Origin of the sequence: Arthrobacter sp. 2MCAF15, assembly GCF_052115605.1 — a bacterium.
In the GTDB taxonomy this organism is placed as follows: domain Bacteria; phylum Actinomycetota; class Actinomycetes; order Actinomycetales; family Micrococcaceae; genus Arthrobacter.
Genome location: NZ_JBFRGZ010000028.1, coordinates 16697 through 34823 on the forward strand (window position 1 = coordinate 16697; position 18127 = coordinate 34823).

General features: G+C 67.6%; 15 protein-coding genes and 1 tRNA gene. 6 read left to right on the plus strand and 10 right to left on the minus strand.

Annotation, left to right across the window (positions count from 1 at the left end; all coding sequences use genetic code 11):
• The first annotated feature begins 1 nt into the window (after position 1).
• Complete coding sequence (locus tag AB4089_RS21350) at positions 2–961, plus strand: phosphoribosylaminoimidazolesuccinocarboxamide synthase (RefSeq protein WP_441411277.1); 960 nt, start codon at positions 2–4, stop codon at positions 959–961.
• A gap of 68 nt (positions 962–1029) precedes the next feature.
• Here AB4089_RS21350 and AB4089_RS21355 read toward each other — a convergent pair whose 3' ends face one another.
• Positions 1030–2295 (minus strand): helix-turn-helix domain-containing protein, encoded by a 1266-nt coding sequence (locus AB4089_RS21355; RefSeq protein ID WP_441411278.1) that lies wholly within the window; start codon positions 2293–2295, stop codon positions 1030–1032.
• Positions 2296–2425: 130 nt separating this feature from the next.
• Here AB4089_RS21355 and AB4089_RS21360 point away from each other — a divergent pair, with 130 nt between their 5' ends.
• Positions 2426–2644 carry a hypothetical protein gene (locus tag AB4089_RS21360; RefSeq protein ID WP_441411279.1) on the plus strand — a complete coding sequence of 73 codons (219 nt, stop codon included), beginning with the start codon at positions 2426–2428 and terminating at the stop codon, positions 2642–2644.
• 187 nt (positions 2645–2831) lie between these two features.
• Here AB4089_RS21360 and AB4089_RS21365 read toward each other — a convergent pair.
• From AB4089_RS21365 to AB4089_RS21385, 5 genes are all read right to left on the minus strand, one after another.
• Positions 2832–2908 (minus strand) — tRNA-Pro (locus AB4089_RS21365).
• A 107-nt stretch (positions 2909–3015) separates the two neighbouring features.
• A complete protein-coding gene (locus tag AB4089_RS21370; RefSeq protein WP_441411280.1) occupies positions 3016–4881 on the minus strand; it encodes an ABC transporter ATP-binding protein in 1866 nt (621 codons plus the stop codon).
• Positions 4878–6731, minus strand: a complete 1854-nt coding sequence (locus AB4089_RS21375) for an ABC transporter ATP-binding protein (RefSeq protein WP_441411281.1) — start codon at positions 6729–6731, stop codon at positions 4878–4880. The genes AB4089_RS21370 and AB4089_RS21375 overlap by 4 nt, the downstream gene beginning before the upstream one ends.
• 562 nt (positions 6732–7293) lie before the next feature.
• The gene (locus AB4089_RS21380) at positions 7294–8241 is read right to left on the minus strand and encodes a metallophosphoesterase (RefSeq protein ID WP_441411282.1); all 948 of its coding nucleotides are present in this window, start codon (positions 8239–8241) and stop codon (positions 7294–7296) included.
• Between the two features lie 3 nt (positions 8242–8244).
• Positions 8245–10521, minus strand: a complete 2277-nt coding sequence (locus tag AB4089_RS21385) for a transglycosylase domain-containing protein (protein WP_441411283.1) — start codon at positions 10519–10521, stop codon at positions 8245–8247.
• A 37-nt stretch (positions 10522–10558) separates the two neighbouring features.
• Here AB4089_RS21385 and AB4089_RS21390 point away from each other — a divergent pair, with 37 nt between their 5' ends.
• From AB4089_RS21390 to AB4089_RS21400, 3 genes are read left to right on the plus strand one after another with little or no spacing between them, the layout of a single operon-like run.
• The gene (locus tag AB4089_RS21390; protein ID WP_009359196.1) at positions 10559–10714 is read left to right on the plus strand and encodes a DUF4177 domain-containing protein; all 156 of its coding nucleotides are present in this window, start codon (positions 10559–10561) and stop codon (positions 10712–10714) included.
• A 2-nt stretch (positions 10715–10716) separates the two neighbouring features.
• Positions 10717–11307, plus strand: coding sequence for a RidA family protein (locus AB4089_RS21395; RefSeq protein WP_441411284.1), 591 nt, complete (start codon positions 10717–10719; stop codon positions 11305–11307).
• A 16-nt stretch (positions 11308–11323) separates the two neighbouring features.
• On the plus strand, positions 11324–12235 hold the full coding sequence (locus tag AB4089_RS21400; RefSeq protein WP_441411285.1) for an NUDIX hydrolase: 912 nt from the start codon (positions 11324–11326) through the stop codon (positions 12233–12235).
• A 460-nt stretch (positions 12236–12695) separates the two neighbouring features.
• On the opposite strand, the gene AB4089_RS21405 is transcribed toward AB4089_RS21400, so the two are convergent.
• A complete protein-coding gene (locus AB4089_RS21405) occupies positions 12696–13373 on the minus strand; it encodes a Crp/Fnr family transcriptional regulator (protein ID WP_011693220.1) in 678 nt (225 codons plus the stop codon).
• A 217-nt stretch (positions 13374–13590) separates the two neighbouring features.
• Between AB4089_RS21405 and AB4089_RS21410 the strand changes: the two genes are divergently transcribed.
• Positions 13591–14775, plus strand: coding sequence for a MarP family serine protease (locus AB4089_RS21410; protein ID WP_441411286.1), 1185 nt, complete (start codon positions 13591–13593; stop codon positions 14773–14775).
• Between the two features lie 85 nt (positions 14776–14860).
• Here AB4089_RS21410 and AB4089_RS21415 read toward each other — a convergent pair whose 3' ends face one another.
• The 3 genes from AB4089_RS21415 to acs all read right to left on the minus strand — a co-directional run.
• Positions 14861–15994, minus strand: a complete 1134-nt coding sequence (locus AB4089_RS21415; protein ID WP_441411287.1) for a DUF2332 domain-containing protein — start codon at positions 15992–15994, stop codon at positions 14861–14863.
• A gap of 2 nt (positions 15995–15996) precedes the next feature.
• Positions 15997–16473, minus strand: a complete 477-nt coding sequence (gene aroQ / locus AB4089_RS21420) for a type II 3-dehydroquinate dehydratase (RefSeq protein WP_441411288.1) — start codon at positions 16471–16473, stop codon at positions 15997–15999.
• Positions 16474–16652: 179 nt separating this feature from the next.
• Positions 16653–18127 (minus strand): acetate--CoA ligase (gene acs / locus AB4089_RS21425; protein ID WP_441411289.1); only part of this gene is annotated, 1475 nt, incomplete at its 5' end.

The window sequence follows — 18127 nt, forward strand, 5'->3', positions numbered from 1 at the left end:
CATGAGCGAACCCGCAGCCCAGGCACCCGAGACCAAGCCCAAGGGCGGACTCGACACCGCCACGCTGGACCTGCCCGGGTGGCAGCACGTCTACTCCGGAAAAGTCCGCGACCTCTACGTCCCGGCGGACCCGGCCTCCGCGGAACGCTTCGGCCAGGACTGCGTCCTGGTGGTGGCCAGCGACCGCATCAGCGCCTACGACCACGTGCTGGCCAGCGAAATCCCGGACAAGGGACGCATCCTGACCCAGCTGAGCCTGTGGTGGTTCGAACAGCTCGGCGTCGCGCACCATGTCCTCGCGTCCACGGTCGACGGCGGGGTCCCCGCCGCCGTCGAGGGCCGGGCGATGGTCTGCAAGAAGCTGGACATGTTCCCGGTCGAATGCATCGCCCGCGGCTACCTCACCGGCTCGGGGCTCCTGGAATACCGCGAGTCGGGCACCGTGTGCAGCATCCCGCTGCCCGCCGGCCTCGTTGACGGATCGCGGCTGGAGCAAGCCATCTTCACTCCGTCGGCGAAGGCCGAGGTGGGTGAGCACGACGAGAACATCACCTACGACGCCGTGGTGGGCCTTGTGGGTGCGGACGTCGCGGCCGAGCTGAGCCGGCTGACCCTGGAGATTTACACCAAGGCCGAGGAAATCGCGCGCCGTCGCGGCATCATCCTGGCCGACACCAAGGTGGAGTTCGGCCTCGACGCGGCGACCGGCGTGATCACCCTGGGCGACGAGGTGTTGACCCCGGATTCGTCCCGCTTCTGGGATGCGGCCACATACCAGCCCGGGCAGGCCCAGCCCTCCTACGACAAGCAGTACGTGCGCGACTGGCTGACCTCGCCGGAATCCGGCTGGGACAAGGCCTCCGACACGCCTCCGCCGGTCCTTCCGGCCGACGTCGTGGCGCGCACGCGCAGCCGCTACGTGGAGGCCTACGAGAAGCTCACCGGCCGCACGTTCGCCTAGAGGGGCGGCGCGGCGTCAGTGTTCCCGCGGCGTCAGTGCTCCCGCGGGAGCGCGGGAGCCGCGCGGGGCTATGCCTCCGCGGAGGCGGCCTCGGCCCGGCGCTGTGCCAGCTTGATCTCGAGCACGGCATCGAGCGCCTGCTGGACCCGGTCCGAGGCGCCGGCCGCGCTGAACTCCTTCTGGGCTTCCTCCAGGTACACCAGGGCCTCGGCGGACTCCCCGGCAGCCTTGAGGGCCTTGCCGAGCAGCAGCGAGACCTCGCCCGCCGTGTGCCGGGCCAGCGCCTCGCGCTCGGCGTGGATCTCGCGCAGCTTCTGGACGGCGGCCACGATGTCGCCGGTGAGGTAGAGCCAGCGGGCCCGGATGAAGGCGACCTCGAGCTGGTCCGTCTTGTTGCCGCCAACAATGGAGAGGGCCAGTTCGGCGCGCTCAATCGATGACAGGGTTTCGGGTTCAACGATTCCCGAGGACAGGCGGACGGCGGCGGAGGCCTTGTTGAACCGGGCCCAGAGGTCGATGTCATTCGCCGGGGAGAGCAGCCTGCCGGCACGCTCGTGGTACTTGATCCCTTCCGGGTAGTCGTGGCGCATGAAGGCCACGTTGCCGATCACCCACGCCACTTCGCCGGCGAGCTGGGACATAGAGTGGTCGTCCATCTGCTCGTTCATGGCCTGGCAGTATTCCCAGGCCTCGTCCAGGCGGCCGCTCTCGGCCAGGGCGCCGATGAGGGCGCGGAGGGCGCCGATGATCATCGTGGAGCCCTTGGGCAGCTCGGCACAGAGCCGGACGGCTTCCTGGGCGTGCTCGACGGCGGCGGTCAGCTGTCCCTGCCCCTGCGAGGCTGCGGCGAGCATCTGCTGGGCACGGACGCCGAGTCCGGCGGACTCCGCGGCCATGGGGTGTTCGAGCAGATTCTGCACGACGTCCTTGCACTCCTGCCAGAGGCCCTGCTTGATCAGGCACTCGGCCTGCATGTAGGTCATGTTCCACCATGCGCTGGTGTTCTTGGCCTCCAGGGCGATTTTGGCGGCGGCGGCGGCGTGGGTGGCGGCCACGGGGTAATCCCGCAGGTCCCAGGCCTGCCGGGCGTACAGTCCCGCGAGGACGTATTCTGCGTCGCTGACGGATACCGGCTGGCTCCACGCTTCGAGTGCCTTGGGGGCCAGTTCGAGCCGGCGGGCAAGCTCTTCGATGACATCGGCCGTCGGCTCGCGGCGTCCGGTTTCCAGCAGAGAAATGTAGCTGGGGGAGTACAGGTCACGGCCCAGTTCCGCTTGCGTCAGGCCCCTTTCGAGCCGTTCCGCGCGGAGCTTCTCCCCAAATCCGTTCCCCACGGATACCTCCTAATTCCGGACATTCTTTGTACTAAATGCTTGACAGTCTCTGTGGAAACCATTTTACAATGTGTGTCAACAAGGGTAGTGCTGACTTGGTTAAGGACCCCAACCCATATTGAGGAACTCTATGTTGAAGAAGATTGCAGCCGGCGCCGTTTTGGCGGGCGCACTGGCATTCTCCGCCGCGGCCCCGGCCGTGCTGTCCGCTGCTTCACTTACTGATGTCTCACACGTTGCCGCCGTCGGCAACTGGCCGGATCCCATGCGCGCGGCCCAGGCGGTGGGCAACTGGCCCGACCCCATGACCCACAAGCTGAACGTCGGCAACTGGCCCGATCCGATGTAACAGCCCCGATCCAACAGCAGAGCCCCGGGAGACTTCTCCCGGGGCTGTGTTGTGTCCGGAGCATCGTCCCTGTGTCGGGGATCCCCGCGCCGGGGAACCCTGCACCGGATCACCGCCTGCGCCGGACGCCAGAACAGGCAGGGAAACAAAAAGAGGACCCTCCGTGTGGAGGGCCCTCTTTTATCTATGGTCGGGATGACAGGATTTGAACCTGCGACCTCGTCGTCCCGAACGACGCGCGCTACCAAGCTGCGCCACATCCCGATCCGCTGCTTCAAAAGCAACTTCACAAGAGTATCCGATCAAGGCCCCGGATGTGAAATCGGGGATGCGGCGAGGCGGTGATGTGCCGTCATCACGGCCCCGGGGGATCAGACCAGCGAGTCTTTCCAGGCGCCGTGGAGCCTGGCGAAGGCGCCGCCGTCGCCGATCAGCTGCTCCGGGGTGCCGTCTTCGACGACGCGTCCGTCGTGCACCACCAGGACCCGGTCCGCCGTCTCCACGGTGGAGAGCCGGTGGGCAATGATCAGCGCTGTCCGCCCGACGCCGGATCCCTGGGGGCCCGATACGTCACCGGCGTCCGCCTCCCGCGTGCTGCGCAACAGCCCCGCGAGGCCCTGCTGGACCATGCGCTCCGACGGGATGTCCAGCGAGGACGTCGCCTCGTCCAGGATCAGGACGGGCGGGCGGGCCAGGAACGCCCGGGCGAAGCTGATCAGCTGGCGTTGCCCGGCGGAGACGCGGCCGCCGCGCTTGTTGACGTCCGTGTCGTAGCCGTCCGGAAGCTCCATGATGAAGGCGTGCGCCCCTACGGCCCGGGCCGCGTCCTCGATCTCCTCGCGGGAGGCTCCCGGCCGGCCCAGGGCGATGTTGTCCGCCACGGAGCCGCTGAACAGGAAGGCCTCCTGGGTGACCATGACGACGTTCCGGCGCAGGTCCTCGGTGGTGAGCTGGCGCAGGTCCACGCCGTCGAGGGTGAGGGACCCGGCCGAGACGTCGTAGAAGCGGGCGATCAGCTTCGCGAGGGTGGACTTGCCGGCGCCGGTCTGCCCGACGAGGGCGACCGTCTGGCCGGCGGGGATGTGCAGGTCCAGCCGCGGGATCACCACGGGGCCGTCGCCGTAGCGGAATTCGACGCCGTTGAAATCGATGCCGCCCCGCGCGTGCTCCAGGGCCACCGGGTTTTTCGGCGGCCGCACCGTGGGGACCTCCTCGAGCAGGCCCGAGACCTTTTCCAGTGCCGCCTGGGCACTCTGGAAGGAGTTGTAGAACATCGCCATCTGGTCCACGGGCTGGAAGAACCGCTTCGTGGACAGGATCAGGGCCAGGAGCACCCCCACCTCGAGCTCGCCGCTGAGGACCCGGAAACCGCCGGTGAGCAGCACGAGGGCCACGCACACGTTCCCGATCAGCACCAGCCCCGGCTGGAAGATGCCGTTGAGGTTGATGGAGCGGACCGTCGCGCGCCGGTAGTCCTCGGAGAGCCCGGCATAGCGCGCGGCGTTCTCGCCCTCCTTCCGGAATGCCTTCACGGCGCGGATGCCGGTCATGGTCTCCACGAAGTGCACAATCAGCCGGGCCGAGACCACCCGGGATTCGCGGAAGGCGATCTGCGAGTGCTTCTGGTACCAGCGGGCCAGGAAATACATCGGCACCCCGGCGGCCAGCACCAGCAGTCCACTGCGCCAGTCCAGGACGAAGATTGTCACGGCCGTGAACGCCATGAAGAGCATTCCCGAGGCCAGCGAGCTCACCCCCGAATCCAGGAGCTCGCGCAGGGCCTCCAGGTCCGAGGTCTGCCGGGCGATGATGCGGCCGGAGGTGTATTTCTCGTGGAATTCCAGGCTCAGCCGCTGCGTGTGGCGGAACACCCGGACGCGGAGGTCCAGCAGCATCGCCTGGCTCAGCCGCGCCGTCGAGGTCACGTACAGGGCTGTCAGGCCGGCCGCCACGACGGCCGCGGCGAGGTAGGCGACGCCGGCGAGCATCAGGGGGAGGCTGTCGCCGGCGCGCACGGCCGGCAGGGCGTGGTCGATCCCGAAGGCTATCAGCGCGGGTCCGGCGACCCGGGCGGCCTGGGACAGGACGACGGCGCCAATGGTCAGCCAGAAGCGCGCCCGGACGGGGCGGATCAGCGAGCCCAACAGAGCCAGGGAGCGGCGCCGCACGGCCTTGCTCTCATTCCTGCTGAGGTGCGCGTTGTCCTCATTGGCGGTGCCGAACGTTGCGCTGCTCATCGGGAAATCTCCTCGGACTGGTCCTCGAGGGCGGACAATTCTGAATCCAGGTCCCGCGGTTCCGTGTCCAGGCTGGCGATCACGTAGCGGTAATGGCTGTTCTTGGCGAGCAGTTCCGTGTGGGTTCCGACGGCGGCGATCCTGCCGTCCTCGAGCAGGGCCACGCGGTCGGCCAGCGCCACCGTGGAGGGCCGGTGGGCCACGATCAGCGTGGTGGTGTCCGCGAGGACCTCACGCAGCCGTGCCTCGACGAGTACCTCGGTGTTCACATCCAGCGCCGAGAGCGGGTCGTCCAGGACCAGCACGGCAGGTTTCGCGGCGATGGCGCGTGCCAGGGCGATGCGCTGCCGCTGGCCGCCGGAAAGGCTGAGGCCCTCCTCGCCGATCAGCGTGTCCACGCCGTCCGGCAGGGAATAGGCGAAGTGGGCCTGGGCGACGTCGAGCGCTTCCTCCAGGGCGGCGTCGCGGCCTTCCGCCGAGCCGGCGTCGGGCGCATCGCCGTCGGGAGCACCGCCGTCGGGGGCGCCGAGCAGCACGTTGTCCCGGACGGAACTGGAGAACAACGTGGTGTCTTCGAACGCGACGGCGACTACGGTGCGCAGGTCCTCGACGCCGAACTCGCGCAGGTCCACGCCGTCGATGGTGATGGAACCACCGGTGACGTCGTACAGGCGGGGGACCAGCTGGAGCAGGGCGCTCTTTCCGCTGCCCGTGATGCCGACCAGGGCCATGGTTTCGCCGGGCCGGATGTCCAGGGTGATGTTTTTCAGGATCGGCTTGTCCGGTGCGTCCTCGTACGCGAACGAGGCGTCGCGGAAGCTGAGGGCGCCCTTGAGCCGGGCCGGCCGGCGGGGCTGGTCCGGGCTGGTGATCGTGTTCTGCGCGTCCATGACCTCGAAGTGCCGGTCCACCGCGGACTTCGCGGTAAGGGCCATCGCCAGCAGCATGCCGCAGAACTCCACGGGCGCGGCAACCACGGCGGCGGTGGCGAAGAAGGCCACGAGCGAGCCGATGGACAGCTGGTCCGTCGAGGCCAGCAAGACGCCGACGACGAGCCCGGCGCCGAGGGCGAGCTCGGGCAGGAGCGTCACCACCAGGCTGAAGGTCGCCAGGTGCTTGGCTTTGGCGATCTCGGTCTGGCGGAGTTCCTCGGCCTGTTCGTTGAAGTTCTCCAGGGCTTCCCGGCTGCGGCCGAAGGCTTTCAGGACGCGGATGCCGTGGACGGATTCCTCGACCGTTGTGGCGAGGTCCCCGGCCTGGTCCTGGCTGCGGCGGGCCACCTTGCTGAACCGGGTCCGGAAGCGGAACCCGTAGATCATGATCGGCACGGCGGCGGCCAGGAAGATCAGGGCCAGCTGCCAGCTCATGGAAAACATCACCACGACGCCGATCACCACGGTGAGCGTGGTGACCACCAGCATGATGGCGCCGAAGGCCATCCAGCGGCGCAGGAAGTTCAGGTCCGTCATGGCCCGGGAGAGCAGCTGCCCGGAACCCCAGCGGTCATGGAAGGAGACCGTGAGCTCCTGAAGGTGCCCGTAGAGCGAAACGCGCATCCGGGTTTCCACTGTGGTGGCCGGATTGATCACGAACTGACGGCGCAGGGCCACGAGGCCGGCCTCGGCGATGCCCAGGACCAGGATCAGGAGCGAGGCGCCCCAGACGGCATCCGGGCTGCCGCCGGGCTGCAGGGACTCGTTGACCAGCACGCGCAGCACCTGGGGGATCGCCAGAGCCATGACACTCGCCAGCAGGGCGCACAGCAGGCCCATCACCAGCCGCGGCATGATTGGCCTGACGTGCGGATAGAGACGGCTGATGGAAGTGAAGAACGAACTCTGCTTGGCCATGCCTGCTTCTTAAGACGCCCGTGCGTAGGTAGCACATTGAATGTAGTTTCCTGTAGCAACTACCCTAGGCCATCGCGTGATCGGATTCACTCGTTGCGCGGCGGTCCCGGGATCTCGCCCAGTCATCACAGTCCGCAATGCCTGGCGGGCGGGCGCGTGGCGTTGCCGGACCCTTGCGACATGCCCAGTTTTGCGGCCCACGGATGGACATGTCCAGTGGTGGCCCGGACCGCGGTGGGACATGTCCAGTGTTGGCCCGGACCCCGTCGGGACATGCCCAGTGTTGGCCGCATGGAGTGGACATGAAGCCGATATGTCCAGTGCTCGCAACCGGGGGAGGGCATGTCCCGTGGGCGGGGGGCGCGCAGGGAGGGCATGTCCCGTGGGCGGGGGCGCGCAGGGAGGGCATGTCCCGTGGGCGGGGGCGCGCAGGGAGGGCATGTCCCGTGGGCGGGGTCGCGCGGGGAGGACATGTCCACACGTCAGACTGAATGGCGCCGCGCAGGGAGGGCATGTCCACCCGTCGGGCCGCAGACGCGGGCAGGACCGGGCGCGAACAGGCTCAGTCGCGGGAGGTCAGCGTGAGCAGCACGGCTTCGGGGCGGCAGGCGATGCGGACCGGCGCGAAGCGGGAGGTGCCGATCCCACCCGAGACGTTCACCGGCGTCGTGCTGCCGTTGCTTACCCATGTGTGCAGGCCCTTGGCCCGCCAGGTGGGAAGGTCGCAGTTGGTGACCAGAGCCCCGTATCCCGGGACGCAGATCTGTCCGCCGTGGGTGTGTCCGGCCAGGAGGAGATCGGCCCCGGCTTCGGTGAAGTGGTCCAGGACGCGCTGGTATGGCGCGTGCGCCAGCGCGACGCGCAGGTGCGGGTCGGCGGCCCGGCCCTTGGTGCCGCGCGGCCAGCCGGCGTACCGTTCCAGGCGCAGGTGGGGATCGTCGACGCCGGAGAAATCGAAGCGGATGCCCCTCAGCACGACGGACTGGCAGCGGTTGGTCAGATCCACCCAGCCGGACATGCCGAACTCGGACCTCAGCCGCGGCCAATCGAGTTTCTCCGGGTCTTTGCGCTGGGCCGAGGGTCCGCGCAAATATGAGGCGGGGTTCTTGAAGCTCGGGCCGAAGTAGTCGTTCGAGCCGGGGACAAACACGCCGGGGAAATCCAGCAGGGGGCGCAGGGCCGCCAGCAAGGGTGCCACGCCCTTGGCATGGCTGAGGTTGTCGCCCGTGTTGACCACGAGGTCCGGCCGCAACTCCGCAAGGGAGGAGAGCCACTGGGCCTTCCGGTGCTGGCCCGGAACGAAGTGGATATCGGAGAGGTGGAGGATCCGGAATGGGCCGAACCCGGCCGGCAGGATGGGAACGATTTCTTCCCTGAGAACGAACTGGTTCTTCTCCCACAGCCCGTACCCCGCGGTTGCCGCCCCTGCCGCCGCACCGAGCGCCGCGGTCACGGCAAAGCCGCGTCCGATGTTTCGAACGCGGCTCGCCAGATCATTTCCCGGGATCAACGGCTACTTCTTTTTGCCGGACGACTGTGTAGGTGCCGGCGTCGGGTCGGCGGACGGTTCCGTGGCCGGCGCGGTGCTCTCGCTCGTCGGGGTGGTGGCCCGGGGCGTGGTCACCGGCGCCGGCGAGTACAGCATGCTCGACGGCGGAGCAGGGAACGGATCGGTGCCGTACGCCGGCGCGACCTGGGCCATGTAGTTCGAGAACTGCGGTCCGGCGATCATGTAGCCGTCGATGCCCTTGTAGAAGTTGCCGTTGATCGTGACATTCTGGCCGGCCCGCTGCTGGTCTCCCAGGGGATCGCCAAACCACGTGGCGGTCGCGAGGCCCTTGGTGTAGCCGGCCACCCAGGTCGAGCTGTTGTTGTCATTGGTTCCGGTCTTGGCAGCGATCGGGAAGCTGGTCCGGGTCGAAATCCGGGGCTGGATCAGCGAGCCCGAACCGCGGTTGAGCACTTCCTGCATGGCGTACGCGACGCCGTGGGCCACGTCGGGGTTGACCGCATCCTTGCAGTTCGGTGTCTGGGCCGGCAGTTGGGCGCCGGTTGCGTCCGTCACCGAATCGATGGCCATCGGCTCGCAGTACTTGCCGTCATTGGCGAAGGTGGCGAACGCGCTGGCCATGGTCAGCGGCGCCGTCTGGGTGGCTCCAATGAGGTTGGAGAGCCGGGTCATGTTGACCTGGGGGTTGGGGCTGTCCGGGGTGGGCAGACCGCCGTGGATCCCGACGGCGTCGACGACCTTCTGGATCCCGCAGAGGTCCACCTGGGCGGCAGAGGCGAAAGTGATGGTGTTGATCGAGTTCGCCAGCCCGTCAAGGACAGACATGTACTTGTAGTGGTTCTCGTCGGCGTTCTGCAGGTCGTGGGTGCCGGCGGTGCTGTCGTACGAGTCGGTCGTAGGCGTCGGACACGTGTTCTTCCACGGGAATCCGGGAGAGTACCGGCGCACTGCTCCGTTGAGCTGCGTGCTCATCGACTTGCCCTCATTGAGCCATTCCGCAAATGTGAAGGGCTTCATGGTGGAGCCGGGCTGGAAGCCGCCGAGGCCGTTGAGGTCATTGCCCTTGGCGTCCTGGACGTCCACGTTGAAGTTCTGCGTCTGGTCGAACTTGCCGTCGGCCGGGAACCAGACGGTGTTCTGGGCCATGGAGACGATCTTGCCCGAGCCCGGCTGGACGGACACCAGGGCGGCGCCCCACTTGTCCGGGTTCGCGCCGGCCGAACCGTCAACCTGGGCCTGGGCGACGGCCTGGGCCTTCGGATCCAGTGTGGTCTTGATGGTCAGGCCGCCGCGGAAGATCTTCCGTTCACGCTCTGCGGCGTCGGCACCGTAGGCCGGGTTGTTCAGGAGCAGGTGGAGCACGTAATCACAGAAATACGGCGCCGTCTGCGAATAGGCGCAGCCCTGGCGGGGCTGGGTGACCTTGGTTTCGACCGGAGTCGCGACTGCTGCATCGTAGTCGGCCTGTTTGATCTTGCCCTGGGTGAGCATCGCCTTGAGTACGAGGTCGCGACGGACCTTGGCGTTCTCCGGATTCGTGATCGGGTCATAGAAGGAGGGGCTGTTCACGACACCGGCCAGCAGGGCCGCCTGCGGCAGGGTCAGGTCCTTGGCCGTGGTGCTGAAGAAGAACTTGGACGCGGCTTCGATGCCGTAGGCGTCCCGGTTGAAGAAGACGATGTTCAGGTAGCCCTCGAGGATCTGCTCCTTGGTGAACTTCTTTTCCAGCGCGATGGCCAGCTTCATCTCACGGAGCTTGTCCCCGACGCCCTTGTTGACGCCGTTGAGGAGGACCTCGTCGCCCTTGCCTTCGGCCTCCAGCGAGGAGTTGATGACGTTGTTCACGTACTGCTGCGTAATGGTGGACGCGCCCTGCTTGTTGCCGCGGGCGGTGCTCACGAGGGCGCGCAGGATGCCGGTGGTGTCCACGCCGCCGTGCTCGTAGAAGCGGCTGTCCTCGATGGCGATGATCGCGTCCTTGATGTGCGGAGACATCTGGTCAAGCGAAACGCGGGTCCGGTTCTCCGCGTAGAGGTTGGCGATCACGCTGCCGTCGGAGGCCAGGATCGTGGTCGACTGGCTCGGCGGATCGACCTTCAGCTCCGCCGGAAGGGTGTCAAAAAACTGGATGGAACCGCTTGCCGCGCTGCCTGAAACGGCTGCCGCGGGGACCAGGAGGCCTGCCACCAGGACGCCGCAAATGGCGCTCACGCCCAGGAAAAGAAAGATCTTTCCGAGGGTGGTGGCCGTATCGAATAAAGGGTTCTTGCCAGTCGCCATGTTTTCCACTTTACCGGCAACGACTAGGCTTTATGTCATGACCAAATGGGAGTACGCCACGATTCCGCTCATTATCCACGCCACAAAGCAGATCCTGGACCAGTGGGGCGAGGACGGCTGGGAGCTCGTCCAGGTCGTTCCCGGGCCTGACGGAAACGGCCTGGTTGCCTACCTGAAGCGGGAGAAGCAGTAGCCATGAGCAACCCCTCAGAAACCGCTCCGGCCACGTCGGCCGCCGCGGGAAACACCTCCGAAAGCGCCGCAGGCGCAGCGGCCCACGTTAACGGCGCGGGCGCGTCATCCGCCGTCGAACAGCGCCTGGCCGAGCTGGGCCTCACGCTTCCCGAGGTCGCCGCCCCGGTCGCGGCGTATGTTCCCGCGGTCATCTCCGGCAACCACGTCTACACCTCGGGGCAGCTGCCGTTCATCAACGGCAAGCTCGAGGCCACCGGCAAGGTGTCCTCCGGCTCCCAGGGCGCCTCCGACGAATCCACCGTCTCCCCGGAAGACGCGAAGGCCTACGCCGCCGTCTGCGCCGTCAACGCCCTTGCTGCCGTCAAGAGCGTGATCGGCGACCTCGACCGGATCACGCGGATCGTCAAGGTTGTCGGGTTTGTTTCCTCCGATCCTTCCTTTACCGGCCAGCCCGGCGTCATCAACGGCGCCTCGGAGCTGCTGGGCCAGGTCCTCGGCGACGCCGGCCAGCACGCACGCTCCGCTGTCGGGGTCTCTGTCCTGCCGCTCGACTCGCCCGTCGAAGTCGAACTGATCGCCGAATTCGCTTAGAAGGCCGGTCACTTCGTTGCCTCAGTTAGCACGTCGCTTGTTCGTTCTGCCCCCCGATCTCGAGGGAGCAGCCCGGAGCTGGATTGAACACGGTGAGCGGACGCCCCGCGCCCCCCGCCTGGCGTCCTCGGTGATCCTCCTGCGGGATTCGCCCACAGGCCTGGAGACCTGGCTCGGCTACCGGACCGGCTCTTCCCCGCTCGGTGTCCTCGCCTTCCCCGGGGGATCGCTGGAGGCGTCCGACGACGACGCCGTCGGCTGGCTTGGCCCCTCGCCCCAGCATTGGGCCGAGCAGATGGGGACGGACGACGTCGGGCTGGCGCGCCGCCACGTTGTGGGCGCCATCCGTGAGCTGTTCGAGGAGACCGGCCTCCTGCTGGCGGGCCCCGACCTGTCCACCACGGTGGAGATGACCTCCAGCGCGGACTGGATGCGTGCCCGCGAAGCCGTGGCGGAGCAGGAGAAGTCCTTCACTGAACTGCTCGCCAAGCGGGGGCTCTCGCTGCGTACGGACCTGCTCAAGCCCCTGGTGAACTGGCTCAGCCCCGATTTCGCGCACCGCCGGTTCAACACCCGCTACTTTGCCGCCACGGTGCCCGTGAACCAGCAGCCGTCACTGCTGGCCAGCAAGGGCGTATGGGGTCGATGGGTGTGCGCCCGGAAGGTTGTGCTCGAGCGCGAAACCACGGCCCTTGGCGACGAGGTAGGGCAGGAAAACACCGTCGGACGGACCCTGGGCGAACTCCTGGTGCCGGGCTCGGAGATCATGCTCGAGAAGATGGCCAAGGCCAACGGCTGCATCGCCTACCTCAGCTACAAACGCAAGGCCCACGTCTACCAGCCGAAGCTCGTCGAGGAAGACGGCCGGCTCGTGCTCGAAGTCGAGGCCGCCACGACCGTCGCCGGCGAACCCCAGCGGGAACGCTAGGTCCGGACGCGCGCGTTGAAGGCAGCGGCCGCGGGGGTTGAAGTCAGTGTCCGCAGGGGACATGCCCTTCCCTGCTCCGCACGAATGGACATGTCCCTCCTTTGCCTGCCTGAGCCCGGGACATGCCCACGGGTGGCTCTGGCCGGTGGACATAGTGGCGTTATGCCCAGTCTCCGCAACCAAGGCTGGGCATGTCCCGCGGAGGCGGCAGCCAGGCCTGGCGTGTCCTTTTTCGCCTGCACCGCGTCAATGAGCACGAGTGGACATGTCCCTCCTTTGCCTGCCTGAGCCCGGGACATGCCCACGGGTGACTCTGGCCGGTGGACATAGTGGCACTATGCCCAGTCCCCGCAACCAAGAATGGGCATGTCCCGCAGACGAGTACGCGGACGAGGCCGGGGTTTAACAACAGAAGGCCGGTCCCGTTTCCGGGGCCGGCCTTCGTGGTTGCTGTGGATCCCTAGCGGGAACGCTGGCGCAGGCGCTGCATGTCGAGAATGACGACGGCGCGGGCTTCCAGGCGGAGCCAGCCGCGCTGCACGAATTCAGCGAGAGCTTTGTTGACCGTTTCGCGGGAAGCGCCGACCAGCTGGGCCAGCTCTTCCTGGGTCAGTTCGTGCGCGACCAGCACGCCGTCGGTCGCCGGTCGGCCGAAGCGGTCGGCCAGGTCCAGCAGCGCCTTGGCCACACGGCCCGGCACGTCGGAGAAGACGAGGTCGGAGAGTGAGTCGTTGGTGCGGCGCAGGCGGCGGGCCAGGGCCTGCAGTAGCTGGGCCGAAACCTCGGGGCGGGTGCGCAGCAGCGCGTTGAGGCTCTCGTTCTTCAGGCCGGCGAGACGCGTCTCGGAGACGGCGGTTGCCGTGGCCGTGCGCGGGCTGGGGTCAAACAGCGCCATTTCGCCGAAAAGTTCGCCCGGGCCGAGGATGGCCAGCAGTGATTCGCGGCCGTCCGGGGACGTGCGGCCAAGCTTGACCTTGCCGGAGACGATGAAGTAGAGCTGGTCACCCTGATCGCCTTCCCGGAATACCGAGGCACCGCGTGAAAGGTCCACCTCGGTAAGTTCGTCCGTCAGCAGACGGAACGCCTCGTCGTCGAGCGTGGCGAAAAGGGGTGCGCGGCGCAATACCTCGATATCCATGAAATCTCCTGACTAGCTGTGTCGGCTGGGGCGCTTCAGCCATTCTTTCAGAATTTTGGCGCTTCTGTGACGTAGTTGGCACCAAAACGCCCGAAGGGGCCGAAAGCGCACGGCCCGGGATGTCCGCGCAGTTCCCTATGCAGGCCGGCGGCCGGTCGGCAAACGTTCAGCTTACACCGGTACAATCGTCGCTGAACTGTCTGTGAGGAGCCCCCCGGTGTTTGGCTTGACCATTTTGGACCTGGCGTTGATTGTGGCGCTCTTGTCCTACCTGATCCACGGTCTTCGCAACGGCTTCCTTGTAACGCTCGGAGGCATCGCCGGATTCGCGGCGGGCGCGGTGGCCGCGTTCGTGTCCGTGCCCATTGTGAGCGGGCTCGTGGAGGACAGCGGCTGGCGCCTGACGGCAATCGTCGCCACCGCCGTCCTGCTGATGATCGTGGGAAACGGCCTGGGCACCATGATCGGTCGGCGCATCCGCAGCGTGGTCCCGTTCAGCCCGCTGCGGGCGGCAGACCGCCTCGTCGGCGGAGGCGTGAACGTGGTGGTGTCCGCCCTCGTGATGTCGATGCTGGCGTTCAGCATCGGGGCCCTGGGCGTGCCGTTGGTGTCCCAGCAGCTCGCGGAGTCAAAAGTCATCAGGTTCATCGACGGCGTGACGCCGACGCCGGTCAAAGCATCGATGGCCCAGTTGCGCTCGGCGGTGATCGGCGAGGGCATTCCCACCCTGCTGGACGGCTTCGGCCAGAGCCAGCCCGTTGCCATCCCGAATACGAGTACGGACACGCCGGCGCTGAACAAGGCAGCCGCGTCAGTACTCAAGATCGCCGGCACCGCCTACCAGTGCGGCCAGAACCAGACCGGAACCGGCTTCGTGGTCGCCCCCGGCCGCGTGGTGACCAACGCCCATGTGGTCGCCGGCGTCGACGAGCCCGTGGTGGAGACCCCCGGCGGCCGCGCGCTGCCTGGGCGCGTTGTGTACTTCGACTCCCAGCACGACCTCGCCGTCGTGGCTGTGGATGGCCTGCGCACGGAACCCCTGGCGCTGGCCGGTGACCTGCCGTCCGGCAGCGCCGCAGCCTTCGCCGGTTATCCGCATGGCGGCCCCTTCCAGTCCAAACCTGCCACGGTGCAGGACATCACAACCGTGCTGGTCCCGGACATCTACGGCAAAAATGCCGCGCCCGAGGACGTGTACCGGCTCGCAGGCGACGTGCAGCCGGGCAACTCCGGAGGCCCGCTCCTGACAATGGACGGGCAGGTGGCTGGGGTGGTCTTTGCCAAGGCGACCACTGAGTCCTCGCTCGGATTTGCGATCACCATGAATGACCTCGGCCCCGTCGCGGCCCAGGCGCCCGGGTTGGGCAGTGCCGTCTCGTCCGGACAGTGCATTAAGAAATAACGCTGCAGCAAGCACGGCGCAGCAAGAAAACAGCGGGACTGCCGCCCTCCGGTTAGAGCCGCCTTCGGTTGGAAGCGCCCTCCGGTTAGAGCCACTCCAGGCTCTGCCCGTGCGGGCCGGTGATGGCCGCCGGCTCGCCGTCCTGCAGCAACAGGAACCGGCCGCGGAGCCGGGCGTCATCCATTTCCGGGACGACGTTGGACCCGTCTGCCTGGGCAACCACCGTGTGGCCCTCGTTCGAGAGCCAGTGGCAACCACGCTCCGCCGCGAGATTGGCCATGGTCAGCCGGAACCGGGAGCGGCCCGCGGCGTCGAGATAGGCCATGACGGCGCTGTGGAATACCACCAGGGCGGCATCCGCCGGGGCGCGCCCCGCCAGGGCCACGAGCTGGTCGTTGAGGTCGCCGGCCACCAGCAGGGGCGGCCGTTCCTGGGCGATGGCGATCGCCTGGCGCAGCCGTTCGAGCCGGAACTCCTGCTCCGGCCAGACGAGGGCTTCGAGCCAGGCGACGTCGTCTGGGTTGCGCACGTCCAGCGGGTTGAGATCGATCCCGGCGCGCCACACCACACGGGGGACTTCCGCCGGAAGCGGCACCGGGCCTGAGGTGACGCAGCGCAGGACGGGGTACATGCCGGGCGCGGCGCCGGCCGGAAGCAGCCGCGTCGTCCGCTCCTCTGCGGCCGCCGCCGGGTCGGTGCCTGCTTCCGCAGCGTCGCCGTCGGCCCCCGCTCGGACAAACTCGTATCCATAACGGTCAGGGAACAGGGCCAGACCGGCGGAGGCGCCCACCTCGATGAGGGCCAGGGGCCGGTCCTCCACGGCCGAAATCTGCGCCAGCGACGGCAACAAGGTGGCGCAGCGTCCGGCCTCGTTCGTCTGGGTGGCCCGCGAAAGGACGATGTCCGAGACCTGGGCCCAGTGCTCTTCCAGGAAAATCCGAAAATCGCGGTAGGGGCTGACCTGCGCGCCGAGGAACCTCGCCGCGGCCAGAATCAGCAGCGGCTGGCGCTTGTTGTGCGGCCACCGGTCGATCCGCCGGATCAGCTCGGCGTCTCCGGCGATCCCCACGGTCCACGCCGCATAGCACGGGGAGGAACCGGGCGCATCGACCGTGCCGCAGTGCCGGTACCACTGTGCTGTGTCTGACTCCGTGGCCGACCCTGTGTCTGACCCCGTGGCCGATTCCCCAGACACCGCTTCTGGCTCCGCGGGGGACATGCTCAGTCCTTGTCCGCGTGCAGCCCGGCGAGGTATTCGACCGCGAAGCGGTAGCCCAGAATCCCGGCGCCGGCGATCACTGCCTTGCTGACATCCGAAAGGTAGGAATGGTGCCGAAAGGCCTCGCGGGCGTGAACATTGGTGATGTGCACCTCGACCGTCGGCAGGGCAACAGCGGAAATCGCGTCCCGGATGGCCACGGACGTGTGCGTGTAGGCGCCGGCGTTGATCACGATTCCCACCGCCGTCCCGCGGGCGGCGTGAATGGCGTCCACCAGGGCACCCTCGTGGTTGGACTGGAAGCACTCGACGTCCAGGCCGTGTGCCGCACCTGCGTCTTTGGCGAGCTGTTCGACGTCGGCCAGCGYCGCCGTCCCGTATTTCTCCGGCTCGCGGGTGCCGAGCAGGTTCAAATTGGGTCCGTTGAGTACCAGAATGGTGCCGCGGCCTGCGCCGCTGGCGGGGGTGGCTTCAGTCATGTCTGCAAATCTATCGCGCCGGGGGCCCGCGCCCGCTGTTCATGACCAGCCCACTGTCCGTTCCCGGGGATGTTGATGGCTGCTGCGGCCTCAGCCGGCAGGATCAACGACGACGGCGGCGCGGCCCACCAGGGTGGGCGGCGCCGCCGTCGGCAAACCAGCGTCGAAGGGGGCGCCGGCTATTTCTTCAGTGATTGCGCAATCTGGGCCATGACCGTGTTGTCCGCCAGGGTGGTGGCGTCGCCCACCTCGCGGCCTTCGGCGACGTCTTTGAGGAGGCGGCGCATGATTTTTCCGGACCGGGTTTTGGGCAGTTCGGGGACGATGAGGATGGTTTTGGGTTTGGCGATCGGGCCGATTTCCTTGCCGACGTGGTTGCGGAGTTCGGTGACGGTGTCCTCGCCGGAGTCCACGGCGTCCCCGCGGAGGATCACGAAGGCGACGACGGCCTGGCCGGTGGTCTCGTCCGCGGCGCCGACGACGGCGGCTTCGGCGACCGCGGGGTGGGACACGAGGGCGGATTCGATTTCGGCGGTGGAGAGCCGGTGCCCGGAAATGTTCATCACGTCATCGACCCGGCCCAGGAGCCAGATGTCGCCGTCCTCGTCCTTCTTGGCGCCGTCGCCGGCGAAGTACATGGTCTCGAAGCGGGACCAGTAGGTCTCCTTGAACCGTTCCGGGTCCCCCCAGATCCCGCGGAGCATGGCCGGCCAGGGTTCGCGGATCACCAGGAAACCGCCGTGCCCGTTGGGCACCGACTCGCCGGTCTCGTCCACGACGTCCACGGCGATGCCCGGCAGCGGGACCTGCGCGGAGCCGGGCTTGGTCGCGGTGACACCCGGCAGCGGGGCGATCATCTGCGCCCCGGTCTCGGTCTGCCACCAGGTGTCCACGATCGGGGCGGGGTGCTCTTTCTTCTGCCCGTTGTTGCCGTTGTTGGCCCCGATGGTCTCGCGGTACCACATCCAGGCCTCGGGGTTGATGGGTTCGCCCACCGAGCCCAGGACCCGGATCGAGGACAGGTCGTATTTCGCGGGGATGTCGGTGCCCCACTTCATGAACGTCCGGATCGCGGTCGGGGCGGTGTAGAGGATGGAGACCCGGTATTTTTCGATGAGTTCCCACCAGCGGCCCTGGTGCGGGGAGTCCGGGGTGCCCTCGTACATGACCTGGGTGGCGCCGTTGATCAGCGGGGCGTAGGCGACGTAGGAGTGCCCGGTGACCCAGCCGACGTCCGCGGTGCACCAGTACACGTCGGTCTCCGGGTGCAGGTCGAAGACCGCCTTGTGGGTGTAGGCGGTCTGGGTGAGGTAGCCGCCGGTGGTGTGCAGGATGCCCTTGGGCTTTCCGGTGGTCCCGGAGGTGTACAGGATGAAGAGCGGGTGCTCGGCGTCGTGCCCGGCGGCCGTGTGCTCGGGTGAGGCGGCGCCGACGGTGTCGGCCCACCAGTGGTCCCGGCCCTCGTGCCAGTCCACCGCCTGTCCGTTGCGCCTGACCACCACGACGTTCCGCACCGTGTGACCGGCACCGGCGAGGGCTTCGTCGACGGCGGGTTTGAGCGGGCTGGGCTTGCCGCGGCGGTAGGTGCCGTCGGCGGTGACGACGAGTTTGGCCTCGGCGTCATCGATCCGGGACCGCAGCGCCTCGGCGGAGA